This is a genomic window from Enterococcus sp. FZMF, from assembly GCF_030263915.1.
In the GTDB taxonomy this organism is placed as follows: domain Bacteria; phylum Bacillota; class Bacilli; order Lactobacillales; family Enterococcaceae; genus Enterococcus_D; species Enterococcus_D casseliflavus.
Map to the genome: position 1 here is coordinate 2,020,042 of NZ_CP127160.1, position 15,860 is coordinate 2,035,901.

A 15,860-nucleotide genomic window follows, 5' to 3' on the forward strand; every position below is an offset into this window, starting at 1 on the left:
GGCTGCTGCGTTTTATCCATAGATGATTTTCACGGAAAATTGTTCTGCCACTCCTTGGAAAGATACATTGGCTTGCAATTTTTTTTGTGCTTGCAATGCGGCTTCAATGGCACGATTGATCTCTTTTCCCCATAAACCTTGTGCCAACAATCGATCTCGTTCCTCTTGAAAGTAAAATAACAAGAGCAAAAAGATTTCTGATTGCTGATTTTTTTCTTTTGCTAGACCCAATAATTTTTTCTGAACAAAAATAAATGCTTGCGGGTCTTTCTTCAAAAGGTAATTCACCCAACGCTTAACAGCATCCTTAGTTTCATTAAACCATTCATTCTGCGAGATTTCAACTGCTTTATGATAACTATTCGTCAAGTGGCTCAGAAGTCGACTCGTCTCTTTGGAAAGTCCTTCTTCTTGGAGCTTCTCCTGTAGTTTTTCTTTTGACAGCTGCGAAAAATGAATGATCTGACAGCGAGACTGAATCGTCGGCAAAATACGTCCTAAACTCTCAGTTTCTAAAATCGCCAAAAAGTTTCCCACCGGTTCTTCCAAAAACTTTAATAGGCTGTTGGCAGCGCTGTTGTTCATTTTGTCAGCTTGAGACAAAATAAAGATTTTCAGACGACTTTCAAAGCCGCTCTTTGAGAACTCCTCTTGCAGCTGCCGAATCTGGTCGACTTTGATCATCTGTCCATCCGGCTCGATTTGGATGACGTCAGGATGCTCTCCTTGGGCGATCCGCAGACAATTGCTGCATGTGCCGCACGGGGCTTCTTCTTGCACATTGGTACAAAAAAGGCGTTTTGCGAGCCACAGACTTAATTCGTGCTTGCCAGTCCCCTTGTCCCCTTCAAAAAGATAAGCATGAGCAATGCGCCCATGCTTGATACTTTTTTTTAGTTGGGCAAAAACAAGAGGCTGATATTCTTGTAGAAATAACTCCTCCATGAAAAGCTCCTTTTTTAATATTGATGGAATCCGTCAACCGGTAGCACGAACACAGTTGCTCCGCCGACTTCGACTTCGACTGGATAAGGAACTTGACCGTCTAAGGAAATGTCTAGAGACATCGGTGTCGAGACATATTGTTTTCTTGATTGACAGGTTTTTTTGATCGATTCTAATGCATCTTGTACCCGATCGTCTTCAATACCAATGATAAACGTACTGTTGCCAGCCTTTAAAAACCCACCCGTTGAGGACAATTTTGTAGCACGGATATTGGCATCAATAAACTCATTTGCCAAACGATTACTGTCTTTGTCTTGTACGATTGCCATAATTAATTTCATGGGACCATCTCCTTTGTGTTATCCAACCTACCCTAGATTGACTTGAAGTAAGTAGGATACGATTCAACGATTGCTGAATAGCTGGATTCAACAACTTCTTGTAACCCCATTCTAGCATCAATCTTATGAATGCGTACAGGATTTTCTTCCGCCAGCTTGAGATACGCATGACGAACCCGTTGGTGAAACTCCAATCCTTCTGAATCTAAGCGGTCATATTGATGTGCGCGGTTTTCTTGGATGCGACGCAAGCCGGTATCAGAGTCAACATCTAGATACAAGGTAAAATCAGGCGTCGTTCCTTCCGTTGCAAACTCGTTGATCCGTGCGATCTCAGGAATCCCGATGCGGCGTCCAGCTCCTTGATAGGCAAGCGAACTGTCAACAAAGCGGTCACAGATCACGATGTGTCCAGCATTCAATGCCGGCAGGACAACCTCAATCAAGTGTTGGCGGCGGGCCGCTGCATAAAGTAAGGCTTCCGTCCGCTCATCCATTTCTTCATTTCGCGGATCTAAAATAATTTTACGAATCTTTTCAGCGATTTTAACTCCGCCAGGTTCTCTTGTTTTCACGATTTTTCTTGTTGCTTCAAGCTGTAACCGAGGATACAACTCTTCGATCACACTGGTTTTTCCAGCACCATCCGGTCCTTCGATGGTTATAAACAATCCATTCACCCTAATTGCCTCCAATATCTTTATAATTCTCGGCGACCTTCTACTGCTTTTAGCAAGGTCACTTCATCCGCGTATTCAATATCGCTGCCCACAGATAAGCCATGAGCCAAACGCGTGACTTTAATACCAGCAGGCTTGATCAAACGTGACATATACATCGCCGTTGCTTCACCTTCCGTGGTCGCATTGGTCGCAATAATCACTTCTTTGACCTGATCATCATGCAGCCGCTGTATCAGCGATGCAATGTTGATATCTTCTGGACCTGTCCCTTCCATCGGGGATAACACGCCATGCAGCACATGATAAAGTCCATGATACTCCCGGACTTTTTCTAGTGCCATGACATCTTTAGGCTCTTCAACCACTAAAATCGTTTCTTTGTCTCTTGTTGGATCACTGCAGATCTCACAAGGATCTTCTTCAGTTATATTTCCGCAAATACTGCAAAAGTGCAAATCTCGTTTGACACTAAGCAACGATTTGGCAAACTCATTGACGACTTCTTCTTTCATATCGATCGTATAAAATGCCAAACGTGTCGCGGTTTTTTGTCCGATTCCCGGCAGTTTCATGTAACTGTCGATCAATCGGGCGATCGGTTCAGGATATTGCACCGTCATTTCTCCTTTTATAGACCCGGAATGTTTCTTGTGTATTTGCCCATCGTTTGTTCCGATTCTTTTTCAATTTTCTTCAATCCGTCATTGACAGCTAAAATGATCATATCTTGCAGCATTTCCACATCGTCAGCATCAACGATCGCTTCATTTATAGCAATGTCTTGTAACGTCTTATCGCCAGTAAAGGTCGCTTTGACATAGCCATTTGTCGATTCGCCGATAAATTGTTTGCTGTTCAGCGCTTCTTGTTCTTTCATCATTTCTTTTTGCATTTTTTGCATTTGTTTCATCATGCCTTGCATATTTCCCATGCCTCGCATCATTATCAATCACTCCATTTTCATTAATTTTCTTCAATGCTGGTTAATTCACCAAATAACTCTTGCGCTTTTGTTACTAAGTCGTCATTTTCAGGTTCGACAGGAGCGGCTTCGGTCTCCTCTTGGTCTACTTCAATTTCCGAATCTGCCGTTGCTTGACCGCCGGCCAAAAACTCTTGCCGTAGTGCTGGCCAACTTTCTTTTGTGATAAAGACAGCCTGGGCGGCATAGTCTTTGATCATACGAGACAATTGATTATGGATCATCAATTGAAACTCTTGGTCGTTACTTGCTCGCTGGCATAAGATCTCATAGTCAAAAGCGATCACGACGCCCGATTCGCTGGCAGCTTTTGCTTCACTGGAATGCAGCATCGCTCTTTGCGTCACGGAAAGAGACATCAAAAGATCGTCCCAAACATTGCGAACGTTTGCCAAGTCTTTCTTCGTTGCACTTTTCAGTACTTGGAACACGCGTTCCTTTGGTAAACGGAACGTAGTACTCGCCTTGGCTTTCTTCACTGGCGCAGTGGTTTCCGCAACGGCACCTGCCGGTCGATTCTCCTGCAGTCGTTGCACCTCTGCCTGAAGTTTTTGCAATGCTTGCCGTAACTGCGCCACTTCTTGACTATTATCAGCTGAATTGCTAGCAACAGCAGCACTTTCTGGATCATTGGCTAATTTGACCACAGCCACTTCCAAATAGATCGTAGGATTGTTCGTAAATCGTACTTCATTTTGCGTATCGTTTAAGACCGTGATCCAGTGATAGATTTTTGCTGGCGGGGTATTTTTTGCCAGCGTTTGAAACGCTTCAGTCAACTGCAGCGACTTTTCAGAGAGCAGCTGCGGCGCTTGTTGATACATCAGCAAGTCTCGACAATAAACCAACAAGTTTTCCAATAAACGTCGGGCTTCTTTACCAGAGGCTAATAACTCCCGCAAGGTCGCTAACGCATCGGCAACTTCTTTTTCCCCGCAAGCTTGCATCAGACGGTCCATCATTTCATAGGACAAGCTGCCCGTCACTTCAAGAGCATCTTGGGTCGTTACGGTTCCATCACTAAAAGCGATCGCCTGGTCGGTGATACTCAAGGCATCCCGCATACCGCCTTCTGCGGCTCGCGCAATGATCTGTAAAGCTTCTGCTTCGTAATTGATCTCACTAGTAGTAAGGACCGTTTCTAAATGACCCACGATATCTTGCGTATTGATCCGTTTGAAATCAAAACGTTGGGTTCGAGAAATGATCGTTGCTGGAATCTTATGGGGCTCTGTTGTTGCCAAAATAAAGACAACATTTTTCCGCGGTTCTTCCAATGTTTTTAGTAAAGCGTTGAATGCACCTGTTGACAGCATGTGCACTTCATCGATGATATAAACTTTGTATTCAGCTTGGGTCGGTGCATAGTTCGCACGATCACGAATAAAGCGAATTTCTTCTACACCGTTGTTGCTTGCCGCATCGATTTCGATCACGTCTTCTTGCGTCCCTGCTGTGATTGAGCGACACATGTCGCACTCATTGCAAGGCTCACCGTTGACCTGGTTCGGACAATTGATGGCTTTGGCAAAAATTTTCGCTGCACTTGTTTTCCCGGTTCCTCGAGGACCCGTAAATAAATAGGCATGCGAGATCTGGTTTTGATCGATTGCATTTTTTAAGGTTTGGGTAATTGCTTTTTGTCCGACAACATCATCAAAACGCTGAGAACGCCAAACACGATATAATGCTTGATAAGCCATAGTTTTCCACACTCATTTCAAAATTCGCTACCTTCTATTATACGTAATATCAGCCAAAAAAACCACCGTTTGCGTGGGGGAATCTCAAAAGAAATGGAAATTTAATCCGCAATCTCCAATTTGTCTCTTTTATTCAAATCCACCTGCGAACGAACCGTTTATTGATGGATTTTGCGAAAAACTCCTCTCCAACTTTAGACTGATAACGTAAATCTCACCTCCTATGGTATAATGAATCTATGTTCATCTATTGTGATGAAAACAATTTAAAGGAGGACTGAAAATGGGTATTATCAAAGCGGCAACAAGCGCAATTGGCGGCGGATTAGCAGATCAATGGCTAGAGGTGATCGAGCCTGACAATATGAGCGATTCGACAGTAATGACAAAAGGTGTCAAAGTGCGGCGTAATGACAAACGCGGTTCCAACAGAAAAGGCACAGAAGATGTCATCACTGATGGCTCAGTGATCCATGTCTATCCGAATATGATGATGTTATTGGTTGATGGCGGGCGAATCATCGATTATACCGCCGAAGAAGGCTACTATACAGTGAAAAACGAATTAGCGCCTTCAATGTTAAACGGTTCATTGAAAGATGCGATTTCTGAAACGTTTGACCGCTTTAAGTTTGGTGGCGTTACACCGCAAAAACAACAAGTTTTTTATATCAATCTACAAGAAATCAATGGGATTCGCTTCGGTACTTCCTCGCCTTTGAATTATTTTGACAACTTTTACAACGCAGAACTTTTCTTGCGGGCGCACGGAAACTATTCCTTACGAATTACCGATCCAATTTTGTTCTATACGAATGCGATCCCAAAAAACAAAAGTCAAGTCGATATCAACGACATCAACGAGCAGTACTTAGCTGAATTTTTGACCGCCCTACAAACAGCGATCAACAAAATGTCCGCTGATGGCGAACGAATTTCTTACGTTCCATCTAAGAGCATGGAATTAAGCAAATATATGGGAACAGTTCTTGATGACAGCTGGCGAGAACTCCGAGGAATGGAAATCGTTTCGGTTGCCGTCGCAAGCATCTCTTATACGGATGATTCCGTAAAATTGATCAACATGCGGAACCAAGGGGCAATGTTAGGTGACCCTTCGATTCGTGAAGGCTATGTTCAAGGTTCGGTAGCTCGTGGTATGGAATCTGCCGGTAGCAATGCCGCTGGCGCTACGACTGGGTTTGTTGGCATGGGCATGGGGATGAACGCTGGTGGCGGTTATTTGAACCAAGCGTCACAAAACAACCAACAGCAGATGCAGCAGCAACAAGCACCTGCACAAAGCAACGCAGATCATTGGGACTGCCCACAATGCGGCACATCTAATACTGGTAAATTCTGCAGCAATTGCGGCACGCCTAAACCAACGAGCGATGGACCAAGTCTGAAAATGAAATGCAGCGATTGTGGTGAAGTGATTGATTTAGCCAACGGCATTCCAAAATTCTGTCCGAATTGCGGCAAACCTTTCAAAGGTGTCCCAGTAGACTAATTGAGGAGGATTGCTGATGGATGTTATCACACATAAGTGCCCCAATTGCGGGGGCGCTTTAACCTTTGATCCTGGCGATCAAAAATTTCATTGTCCATTTTGTCTGAGTATTTTTACTGAAGACGAAGTCACTGCCTTTGAAGAAAAGCAAAAAGAAGCGCAAATGGCCGCTGATTCTTCTTTAGATGCCACGGCTGCCTCAGTGACGGAGCCGAGCCTTGAAGAAGAAGTGCAGCAACAAGCCAATGCACAAGCGGGACAGATGGACCTTTTCACCTGCCCCAGCTGCGGTGCTGAAATCGTGACGGATGCAACTACAGCTGCAACCTATTGCTACTTTTGCCATAACCCGGTCGTTTTATCTGGACGGCTTTCGGGAGAATTTTTGCCAAACAAAGTCCTTCCCTTTGCGATCGAAAAAGAAGAAGCAACGCAAAAGTTTTTAGAATGGGCGCAAAAGAAAAAATTCGTCCCACGGGATTTCTTCGACCAAGCACAAGTAGAGAAATTGACTGGCGTATACTTCCCTTATTGGGTCGTCGATGCCGAGATGAACGGCTCCCTTTCAGGAATGGGTACCTCCTTGCGAATTTGGCGAGTGGGTGACATTGAATATACCGAGCATAAACAATACGACGTCTTGCGACTAGGCAAAATCAAGGTAAACGAATTACTCAAAAATGCGCTGTCAAAAAACGTTCAGCAAAAAATGGTAACTGGTGTTCAGCCGTTTCCCCTTGAAAAAGCTGTTAATTTTCGCAGTCAGTATTTAGCCGGCTTCCAAGCAGAAAAAAGAGACATTGAATACATTGATCTTTCCGACGAAGTCAAAAACGAATTATCGGGTTATGCTGAAAATCTGCTAGCAGGTACGGTCAATGGCTATACTAGTTTTAAACGCAACAATCGATCCATCAATCTAACAAAAGAAGAAAACAACTACGTTTTGCTTCCTGTATGGCTAGTGACCTATCGAGCCGATGATGAAAACAAGAGTGCCTTTTATTATGCGATGAATGGGCAAACAGGAAAAGTCAGCGGTGTTTTACCGATCAGTTACAAACGCTTGGGAATCGTCAGTGGCGCAATTTTCGCGGCAACGACCATCCTCGCATTGATTGGAGCGTATTTCTTATGAAAAAACTATCTTATTTGTTGCTTCTGCTGGTTGGCTTTTTCTTCACCACCCTGCCCGCCTTTGCAGCCGAAGAGACAGTCGCAGACCACGCTGGACTTTTTACCGAACAAGAAATCCAGAAGTTAAATGAAGAAGCAGAAGCGCTGAATGCGAAAATCAAAGGCGAAGTGTTTATTCAAACAACGAACAGCAACACGGGAGATATCGAGTTGTATACTAATCGGTATCTTTCGAGACGGATCGGCAACGACAACAACGGATCCGCTTTGGTGATCGATATGTCGCAACGTAAATTTCACGTTTCGACTTCTGGAAATATGATCGATTACCTCACCGATTCACGTCTAGACAATCTTCTTGATGCGGTATTTGACCAGATGGCAGAGGGAAATTATTACCAAGCGGCATTGGTCTATCTGCAAAAAGCAGCTGGTTTTGTGGAAGCAGGTGTTCCTGCCGATCACTATCGTATCGATCGTGATACTGGAAAAATTACTTATTACAAAGTGATGACGCCACTAGAAATTGCTATTTGCTTAGCGATCGCGGCAGTGATCAGTATCGCCTTTTTCATCATTGTTAAATCCCGTTATCAATTAAAAATGGGCGGCTACAAATTTAACTATCTAGAAAAATCAAGTATTGATCTGACTCAAAAAGAAGATCGCTTAGTCAACTCCTTTGTCACAACCAGACGCATCCCCCGTCCTTCGGATAATAGCGGAGGCGGCGGTGGTGGCGGTTTTTCTGGCGGCGGAGGCGGCAGTACGACCCACTCTTCTGGCGGCGGTACTTTCGGCGGCGGCGGACGCAGTTTCTAATCGTTAAATAGTTGTTTTGAATGTAAAAAAGAGTTCCTTCAAACGGGAACTTTTTTTTTGGGCTCTTTGTCAATAAGGACTGATGAGTTGTGCAAAATCAAATCTGGGTCAGAATGAACCACATTCTGGCTCAGATTTTTTGTTATCTTACATTGATTAATTGATTGATCAAAAAGATTCTAATTCTCATGTTCTCGAATGATTTAAATCCGTAGGATACTCGTTTCATTGTCTTTATGTGGGTATTCTTCGCTTCTATTTTTCCATTGGAATAAGGATAGATCATTGCGTTGGTGATGCCTTCTTCATAGGTCAGAAGGTTTTGAAGCTTTTCCCGAAAGCTGTCATCTAACGTTTCGGGAAGTTCTGCCAATAAGGAGAAAAATAAGTCAGGGTCTTTGTCTCGAAAGGCTTCAACTAATTCATGAAAAAAGCGATACGCCTCCTTTAGGGGCGGAGAAAACTCAAGCAATCGATCAATCATCATTGCTTCAGTAAGAAATGGGTATTTTGGTGCTCGGAAACTTTTCCATGTTTTGTATTCATAATGGTTGATGTTTGCACGATTTTTTAGCAAAAAGCGCCAGTTCTTTTTCAGTTTTTCTGCCTGGCTTTACGAAGTTCATTCATTTCACGGATACGCAACTCATTGAACGCTTGATTCATGTGTTTGACAATATGAAACCGATCAATCACTATTTTCGCATTTGGCAGAACACGTTTGGTGAGCTGGAAGTAGGCGGCGTTCATGTCTGTCACCAAGAATTCTACTTCTTCTGGATTGGTACACTTTAAGAAATAGCTTGTTAATCGGGGGAATTTACGCGTAGGCAAAACATCTATTAATTTTCCTGTTTCGCCATCTGCACAAATAAAGCTCATTTTATCTTCTATGGAAGCATGCGAACGAAATTTATCAACCATCAATACTCTGGGGAGAATCTTCTTAGATTGCTTTGGTAAATAGCTTTTAAACTCTTTCAATGTACGAATAACGGTGGTCAAAGATACCTGACAGCTTTTCGCAATAAAAGATAAAGATACTTTTTCAGTCAGTAAAGAAGCAATTTTATATCTAACATGATTTGCGATTGAATGTCTGGGTTGGACAAAATAACTTTGAGCCGTCCAATGGGTTCGGCAGTTTTTACAGGTATAGCGCTGCTTTTTTAGGCGCATAACCAAAGGCATATGATTGTATTGTTCAAAACGGACAATCGTTTCCTTCTTCCCATTTTTCACTATAATTGCTTTCCCGTTTCCATCTACCACAGTAGAACCACAACTTCTACAAGCACGAGGAGTAGGCGAGAGAACAGCATCGACGACCAACGTCTTTTTCTTCTGAAGGGTCTCGTAAGAGACCTCTGTAATCATCAAATCTTTCTCTATTATTCTCAGCATTTTTTTGATAGAATCATTCATATAGCATATCATCCTCTCAGTTGTTTATTTTGTGGTGATTTAATCATACTAGAGAACGATATGTTTTTTAATACCTAAAATGAAAATGGGACTGAAGAATCAATTCTGATTCATCAGTCCCATAAATTATAGAGCCTTTTTTTGCTGCTATTCATACCATGAATCGACAAGATCCTTTAGCTATCGTCACAATGATTTTGACCCTATCGCAGGTAAAGATATAGAGATCCTTTTGATAATTTCAAATGAACCTCATCGATTTTACTTGAGTATACTTTTTATTCAAATTATTTCCTTAAACACAGAGAAATCAATATTGCCGCCGGAGACCAATGCCACAGTTTTCTTTCCACGAAGTAAATGATCGATCTGTCCGCTTAAAATCGCCGCTGTACTTAATGCACCAGCACCTTCTGCAATGACTTTTTCCTTCAAAGCCAAGTAATGGATCGCTTGTTCGATGTCGGATTCTTCAACTAAGACCGTTTCATCGATACGGGTCTTTAAAACATCATAGGTCAGCTCCCCTGCCAAAGCGACATCACAGCCGTCGGCGATCGTTCTACTGCGGCGATTGGCTACCAGCTTTTGCTGCCAGATCGATGCGATCATACCATAAACGCCATAGGATTGAACGCCGATGATTTTGACTTCTGGACGAAGTTCTTTTAAGGCTAAAGCCATCCCAGCGATCAACCCACCACCGCCGATGGGAATAATGACATTATCAACATCTGGAAGATCCTCCAACAGTTCGATCGCAATCGTTCCTTGCCCCTCCATTACTGCACGATCATCAAAGGGAGAGACAAAAACTTCGCCACTGTCTTTCATGGCGTCTACTGTCAGTTGTTTGGTTTCATCAAACGTCTCTCCTGCTAAAACGACTTGTGCGCCATAGCTTCTTGTCGCCTCTATTTTTGTTTTAGCAGCCGTTAATGGCATAAAGATTCGGACATTGATCCCTAGTAACGATCCTGCGAGAGCAACACCTTGCGCATGATTTCCTGCAGAACAGGCGATGACACCGCGAAGTTTTTCTGCATCAGTCAATGAAGCGAGCTTGTTATACGCCCCCCGCGCTTTAAAGGAGCCGGTACGCTGTAGATTTTCTAATTTCAAAAATATCGTGCCCTCTTTTTCTTTGCCTAAAATATTACTTGGTGCAAGTGGTGTATGGATCATGATTGGTTTCAATCGTCGATACGCAGCAGCGATCCCCAGACTGTCCGTCAACACTTCCTCAATCACAAACGTTCCCCCTTTTTTGTTTTTTTATACTCTCATTGAAGCACAGAACTTGTAGAAAAACAAACTGGGGAACTCGTACAAGCAAAGAGCACTTCCCTATCCTTTACACGTCAATGTCACCAACTATTCTTACAGAAGAATTTTCAGAAAATAATGACATTTCTTTTCTGAAGTGCTATACTTAGAAAAATTAAAAAAGGGTGTGAACGAATGACAATCGATTGGTCAAATTTAGGGTTTTCTTATATCAAGACGCCATGGCGTTTTTTGGCAACATGGAAAGACGGTTCTTGGAATGAAGGCGAACTTACCGAGGATAATTATCTGCATATCCACGAGGGATCAACCGCTCTTCATTATGGACAACAATGTTTTGAAGGACTAAAAGCCTACCGAAGAAAAAATGGCGGCATCAATTTGTTCCGTCCAGACGAAAATAGCAAACGGATGAATCGCAGTGCCTATCGCCTGCGCATGCCAGAGGTTCCTGAGGACTTTTTCTTAGATGCGGTAAAACAAGTAGTAAAAGCAAATCAGGAATATGTTCCGCCTTATGGCAGCGGCGCCACCTTGTATATTCGTCCTCTATTGATTGGGGTCGGAGAAAACATCGGTGTCAGTCCAGCACCAGAGTATATCTTTACGGTTTTTTGTATGCCTGTCGGTCCTTACTTTAAGGGCGGATTGACACCGACCAATTTCATTGTTTCTGATTATGATCGCGCGGCACCAAATGGTACTGGCGCAGCCAAAGTTGGTGGAAATTATGCTGCGAGTTTGTTGCCTGGATACGAAGCCCATCAGCGGAAATTTTCCGACTGCATCTATCTGGATCCAGAAACGCATACCAAAATCGAAGAAGTCGGTTCTGCTAACTTTTTCGGAATCACGGCTGACAATGAATTTGTGACACCAAAATCTCCTTCTATTTTGCCAAGTATCACAAAATATTCATTGCTGCATCTAGCGCAACACTCATTAGGATTGACCCCTGTTGAAGGCGATGTTTATCTCAATGAGCTGGATCGGTTTGTCGAAGCGGGTGCCTGCGGAACAGCTGCTGTTATCTCCCCAATCGGCGGGATCCAAAACGGTGAGGATTTTCATGTGTTCTATAGTGAAACGGAAGTTGGTCCACAAACAAAAGCATTGTATGATCAATTGACCGGCATTCAATTTGGAGATATTGCGGCCCCAACAGGTTGGATCTTTGATGTCCCATTGAAATAGCCACACCCATAGACCATTATAAACGAACGGTCCACTGTGATCGTTCGTTTTATTCTCTTTCCGCCAACCAATTCCTTTCCATCAGGAGAGAATTGATTGCCACAACTCTTTCGTCTTGTTACAATCATAGCAAAGGGAGGCGTAATGATGGGTAAACGACTCGGCTATTCTTTGCTTGCAACAGCATTGTATTTGGTGGTTTCCAATATCGGTAATCTCGTTTTTGGTATCAACCGCAGCTTTAGCTGGACCACAACATTGTGGGAAGCATTTTTCTTTTTTATTTTTGTGTTCCTATTCCAACAATTCCGAAAAAAATAAGCAGTGATCCTCGCTAGTAAGAAACGGGGATCGCTGCTTATTCCTTTTGCAGGAATTTCATTTACTAAAAAAAAGCGCCAAATCCCTTCATAAAAAAGGATTTGACACTAAGAAAAATTATTTAACTGTTACTGAAGCGCCAACTTCTTCTAAAGCTGCTTTCAATGCTTCAGCTTCATCTTTAGAGATGCCTTCTTTAACTGCTGAAGGAGCTCCGTCAACGACTGCTTTCGCTTCTTTCAAGCCTAAGCCAGTTGCTTCACGAACTGCTTTGATAACTTTAACTTTTTGATCGCCAGCTGCAGTCAATTCTACAGTGAATTCAGTTTGTTCTTCAGCAGCACCAGCATCGCCAGCTCCACCAGCTACAGCTACAGGAGCTGCAGCAGATACGCCAAATTCTTCTTCGATAGCTTTAATTAAATCGTTTAATTCTAAGATTGTCGCGCCTTTTAGCTCTTCGACAATGTTTTCAATGTTCAATGCCATTTTGTTTTCCTCCATTTAAGTAAGTAGTTTAGTTTTTTAATACTGAAAAATCATGCGGCAATTATGCTGCATCTTCTTCTTTTTCTGCCACTGCTTTGACAGCGTAAGCCACGTTGCGGATAGGTGCTTGTAGCACAGATAGCAACATAGAAAGAAGTCCTTCGCGGTTTGGCAATTTCGCCAATGCAGTAATTTCTTCCAATGAAGAAACTTTGCCTTCGATGATACCGCCTTTAATTTCTAAAGCTTTTGCTTCTTTTGCGAAATCGTTAATGATTTTTGCAGGTGCAACAACGTCTTCGTTACTGAATGCTACGGCAGTAGGACCAGTGAATACTTCACCTAAACCTTCTAGACCAGCTTTTTCAGCAGCACGAGAAAGAATTGAGTTTTTGATAACTTTCATCTCAACGTTTGCATCACGCAATTGTTTACGTAAGCGAGTTACTTCATCAACAGTTAATCCACGGTAGTCAACAACGACTACAGATGCGGCTGCAGAGAATTTTTCACTCACTTCATCAACGATCGCGGATTTTTTAGCGATAGCTGCTTCACTCATTTATATTTCACCTCCTGATTTTGATGGAAGAGTTTCTTCGAAACGAACGGTTCCTTTGTCTTAAAAAAAGACAATAAAAAACTCTATGCCACCGTAGACATAGAGGGACTATTGAAGGTTCTCAATAAACGTCCTCGGTAGGAAATTAAGGCAAATGCCACCTACTGTCTTCGGTACAGTTAAACTTTTAACCTTGACTACCTTACCATAGATAAGGCAGTCAAGTCAATAAAAGTTTTAAATTTTTGTATTAAATTAGAAAGAAGCTTGTTCTACATGGATCCCAGGTCCAAATGTTGTTGTAACTGAGATATTTTTCATGTATTGACCTTTTGCTGCTGAAGGTTTAGCTTTCAACAATGTTTCATGGATTGTTTTGAAGTTTTCGATTAATTTGTCATCTTCAAATGAAACTTTTCCGATTGGTACGTGGATGTTTCCAGCTTTGTCAACACGGTAAGTTACTTTACCAGCTTTAACTTCGTTAACTGCTTTTGTTACGTCCATTGTTACTGTACCAGTTTTAGGGTTAGGCATCAAACCTTTAGGGCCTAACACACGACCTAATTTACCAACAGTAGCCATCATGTCAGGCGTTGCAACAACAACGTCAAAATCGAACCAGCCACCTTGGATTTTTTGAACCATATCGTCGTCACCAACGAAATCAGCACCAGCTGCTTCTGCTTCTTTGGCTTTATCGCCTTTAGCAAAAACTAAAACTGTTTGTGTTTTACCAGTACCGTTTGGTAATACAACCGCGCCACGGATTTGTTGATCCGCTTTTTTAGGGTCTACGTTTAATTTGTAAGCAACTTCAACCGTTGCGTCGAATTTTGCAATATTTGTTTCTTTTGCCAAAGCTACTGCTTCTTCAACTGAATAAGCTTTTGTAGCATCAACTTTTTTCAATGCTTCTTGCATTTTTTTGCTTTTTTTAGCCATTTTGTTTCCTCCTTGATGTGGTTATAACGGTAGAACCTCCCACGTGTCCCATATTTTTCAATATGAAGCCGACTGAGAAGCTACTTCCTTAGGGCTGTAATTATTCTACAGTGATCCCCATGCTTCGTGCAGTTCCTTCAACCATGCGCATTGCTGCTTCAACGTCAGCTGCGTTTAGGTCTTCCATTTTCAATTCAGCGATTTCTTTTACTTGATCGCGTGAAACTTTTGCAACTTTTGTTTTGTTTGGTTCGCCTGAACCTTTTTCAACGTTTGCTGCTTTTTTCAACAATACTGCTGCTGGTGGTGTTTTTGTAACGAAAGTAAATGAACGGTCTTCGTATACAGAGATCACTACTGGAATGATCAAACCTGCTTGATCAGCTGTACGAGCATTGAATTCTTTAGTGAATCCCATGATGTTGATACCCGCTTGACCTAGCGCAGGACCTACCGGCGGAGCTGGTGTTGCTTTACCTGCAGGAATTTGCAATTTAACGATTTTTTCTACTTTTTTTGCCACGAGACATACCTCCTTGAGTCCGTGATGTGGTTAATTGGAGATCCAAATTTCTCCTCCCACTTTGGTGATTCATGTGCACACACAAAAAACGTGTGACGAAAGCACACTGGAATATTATAGCATCTTTAAGGAATAATTCAAGGTTTTTCAGCATATTTTTTTGAAAAAATACTCACCATCGCTTTTCGTCATTCCTTTGATAAAAAAATAAATAAAAATCCCTTGCTTTTGGTCTGCTTTTTTCATTCTCTCATTTTTTTATGCTACACTACTACTGGAATTCTTCCCTATTCGTTTACTACTATCGAGGTGAAAAAAATGGAACAATTAAAATACCGCAGTGTATTTGATATAATCGGTCCCATCATGGTGGGTCCCAGCAGTTCTCATACAGCCGGTGCGGCTCGGATCGGAAAAATCGTTCGCAGTATTTTTGGTGAACAGCCAGACAGTGTTGATATCCTTTTGTATGAATCGTTTGCCAAAACCTATCGCGGTCATGGAACCGATATTGCGTTAGTTGGCGGTCTTTTAGGCATGGAGCCAGATGATGCTCGCCTAGCAGACTCTTTAAAAATCGCTTATGAGAAAGGGATCGAAGTCCTATTCGTTCCTAAAAAAGAAAAAGCGGAACATCCAAATATGGTCAAGATGATTTTGACAAAAGGTAGCCACAAACTTTCTGTCACTGGTATCTCGATCGGTGGTGGCAATATTCAAATCTCAGAGCTTAACGGCTTCAAAATTTCTCTGACGCTGGGTACGCCAACTTATGTGATCGTTCATCAAGATGTTCCAGGAATGATTGCAAAAGTAACCAATTTACTATCAGAGGCTCAAATCAATATCGGTACGATGACTGTAACAAGAGAAGCTGTTGGTGATAAAGCAATCATGATCATCGAAGTCGATCAGCGCAATGATCAGCTGGCGCAACAAATCAAAGTTTTGCCACACGTTTACAGCGCTGCGTATTTTGATTAAA

Annotated in this window: 17 protein-coding genes, 1 pseudogene and 1 other annotated feature; of the genes and pseudogenes, 6 read left to right on the top strand and 12 right to left on the bottom strand. The window is 42.4% G+C overall.

The genetic code is table 11. From position 1 onward, the window contains the following. Nucleotides 1–12 precede the first annotated feature (12 nt). The 6 genes from holB to dnaX are packed head-to-tail and all read right to left on the bottom strand — an operon-like array spanning nucleotide 13 to nucleotide 4,657. Nucleotides 13–945 carry a DNA polymerase III subunit delta' gene (gene holB, locus QN079_RS09735; RefSeq protein ID WP_015509950.1) on the bottom strand — a complete coding sequence of 311 codons (933 nt, stop codon included), beginning with the start codon at nucleotides 943–945 and terminating at the stop codon, nucleotides 13–15. A gap of 14 nt (nucleotides 946–959) precedes the next feature. Next, nucleotides 960–1,289 carry a cyclic di-AMP receptor DarA gene (gene darA / locus QN079_RS09740; protein WP_289229629.1) on the bottom strand — a complete coding sequence of 110 codons (330 nt, stop codon included), beginning with the start codon at nucleotides 1,287–1,289 and terminating at the stop codon, nucleotides 960–962. 32 nt (nucleotides 1,290–1,321) lie between these two features. Next, complete coding sequence (gene tmk / locus QN079_RS09745) at nucleotides 1,322–1,969, bottom strand: dTMP kinase (RefSeq protein ID WP_213356613.1); 648 nt, start codon at nucleotides 1,967–1,969, stop codon at nucleotides 1,322–1,324. A gap of 20 nt (nucleotides 1,970–1,989) precedes the next feature. Further along, nucleotides 1,990–2,586 (bottom strand): recombination mediator RecR, encoded by a 597-nt coding sequence (recR, locus tag QN079_RS09750; protein ID WP_005229813.1) that lies wholly within the window; start codon nucleotides 2,584–2,586, stop codon nucleotides 1,990–1,992. 14 nt (nucleotides 2,587–2,600) lie between these two features. Then, nucleotides 2,601–2,915 carry a YbaB/EbfC family nucleoid-associated protein gene (locus QN079_RS09755; RefSeq protein WP_081118470.1) on the bottom strand — a complete coding sequence of 105 codons (315 nt, stop codon included), beginning with the start codon at nucleotides 2,913–2,915 and terminating at the stop codon, nucleotides 2,601–2,603. Between the two features lie 20 nt (nucleotides 2,916–2,935). Next, the gene (gene dnaX / locus QN079_RS09760; RefSeq protein WP_289229630.1) at nucleotides 2,936–4,657 is read right to left on the bottom strand and encodes a DNA polymerase III subunit gamma/tau; all 1,722 of its coding nucleotides are present in this window, start codon (nucleotides 4,655–4,657) and stop codon (nucleotides 2,936–2,938) included. A 283-nt stretch (nucleotides 4,658–4,940) separates the two neighbouring features. Between dnaX and QN079_RS09765 the strand changes: the two genes are divergently transcribed. From QN079_RS09765 to QN079_RS09775, 3 genes are read left to right on the top strand one after another with little or no spacing between them, the layout of a single operon-like run. Continuing rightward, on the top strand, nucleotides 4,941–6,170 hold the full coding sequence (locus QN079_RS09765; protein ID WP_289229631.1) for an SPFH domain-containing protein: 1,230 nt from the start codon (nucleotides 4,941–4,943) through the stop codon (nucleotides 6,168–6,170). 16 nt (nucleotides 6,171–6,186) lie between these two features. Then, nucleotides 6,187–7,308 carry a TFIIB-type zinc ribbon-containing protein gene (locus tag QN079_RS09770; RefSeq protein WP_289229632.1) on the top strand — a complete coding sequence of 374 codons (1,122 nt, stop codon included), beginning with the start codon at nucleotides 6,187–6,189 and terminating at the stop codon, nucleotides 7,306–7,308. Further along, nucleotides 7,305–8,129: a TPM domain-containing protein gene (locus QN079_RS09775; RefSeq protein ID WP_015509953.1), complete on the top strand. Its 825-nt coding sequence runs from the start codon at nucleotides 7,305–7,307 to the stop codon at nucleotides 8,127–8,129. Before QN079_RS09770 ends, QN079_RS09775 begins: the two co-directional genes overlap by 4 nt. Nucleotides 8,130–8,271: 142 nt before the next feature. On the opposite strand, the pseudogene QN079_RS09780 reads toward QN079_RS09775, so the two are convergent. Together QN079_RS09780 and QN079_RS09785 are read right to left on the bottom strand one after the other, a co-directional pair. Beyond that, a pseudogene (locus tag QN079_RS09780) lies at nucleotides 8,272–9,554 on the bottom strand (ISL3 family transposase). Nucleotides 9,555–9,836: 282 nt separating this feature from the next. Further along, nucleotides 9,837–10,805, bottom strand: coding sequence for a pyridoxal-phosphate dependent enzyme (locus QN079_RS09785; RefSeq protein ID WP_213334328.1), 969 nt, complete (start codon nucleotides 10,803–10,805; stop codon nucleotides 9,837–9,839). Between the two features lie 210 nt (nucleotides 10,806–11,015). Here QN079_RS09785 and QN079_RS09790 point away from each other — a divergent pair, with 210 nt between their 5' ends. Continuing rightward, nucleotides 11,016–12,035: a branched-chain amino acid aminotransferase gene (locus QN079_RS09790; protein WP_289229633.1), complete on the top strand. Its 1,020-nt coding sequence runs from the start codon at nucleotides 11,016–11,018 to the stop codon at nucleotides 12,033–12,035. A 147-nt stretch (nucleotides 12,036–12,182) separates the two neighbouring features. Beyond that, complete coding sequence (locus QN079_RS09795) at nucleotides 12,183–12,356, top strand: hypothetical protein (protein WP_005231922.1); 174 nt, start codon at nucleotides 12,183–12,185, stop codon at nucleotides 12,354–12,356. A 117-nt stretch (nucleotides 12,357–12,473) separates the two neighbouring features. On the opposite strand, the gene rplL is transcribed toward QN079_RS09795, so the two are convergent. The 4 genes from rplL to rplK all read right to left on the bottom strand — a co-directional run bounded on the left by rplL (nucleotide 12,474) and on the right by rplK (nucleotide 14,875). Next, on the bottom strand, nucleotides 12,474–12,845 hold the full coding sequence (gene rplL, locus QN079_RS09800; RefSeq protein ID WP_003127081.1) for a 50S ribosomal protein L7/L12: 372 nt from the start codon (nucleotides 12,843–12,845) through the stop codon (nucleotides 12,474–12,476). Nucleotides 12,846–12,906: 61 nt separating this feature from the next. Further along, nucleotides 12,907–13,407, bottom strand: coding sequence for a 50S ribosomal protein L10 (gene rplJ / locus QN079_RS09805; protein WP_015509955.1), 501 nt, complete (start codon nucleotides 13,405–13,407; stop codon nucleotides 12,907–12,909). 65 nt (nucleotides 13,408–13,472) lie between these two features. Further along, nucleotides 13,473–13,599 (bottom strand) — a sequence feature (ribosomal protein L10 leader region). 63 nt (nucleotides 13,600–13,662) lie between these two features. Continuing rightward, the gene (rplA, locus tag QN079_RS09810; protein WP_005229790.1) at nucleotides 13,663–14,352 is read right to left on the bottom strand and encodes a 50S ribosomal protein L1; all 690 of its coding nucleotides are present in this window, start codon (nucleotides 14,350–14,352) and stop codon (nucleotides 13,663–13,665) included. A gap of 100 nt (nucleotides 14,353–14,452) precedes the next feature. Further along, nucleotides 14,453–14,875 (bottom strand): 50S ribosomal protein L11, encoded by a 423-nt coding sequence (rplK, locus tag QN079_RS09815; protein WP_005229787.1) that lies wholly within the window; start codon nucleotides 14,873–14,875, stop codon nucleotides 14,453–14,455. Between the two features lie 318 nt (nucleotides 14,876–15,193). Between rplK and sdaAB the strand changes: the two genes are divergently transcribed. Beyond that, a complete protein-coding gene (gene sdaAB / locus QN079_RS09820) occupies nucleotides 15,194–15,859 on the top strand; it encodes an L-serine ammonia-lyase, iron-sulfur-dependent subunit beta (RefSeq protein WP_005229781.1) in 666 nt (221 codons plus the stop codon). Nucleotide 15,860 lies beyond the last annotated feature (1 nt).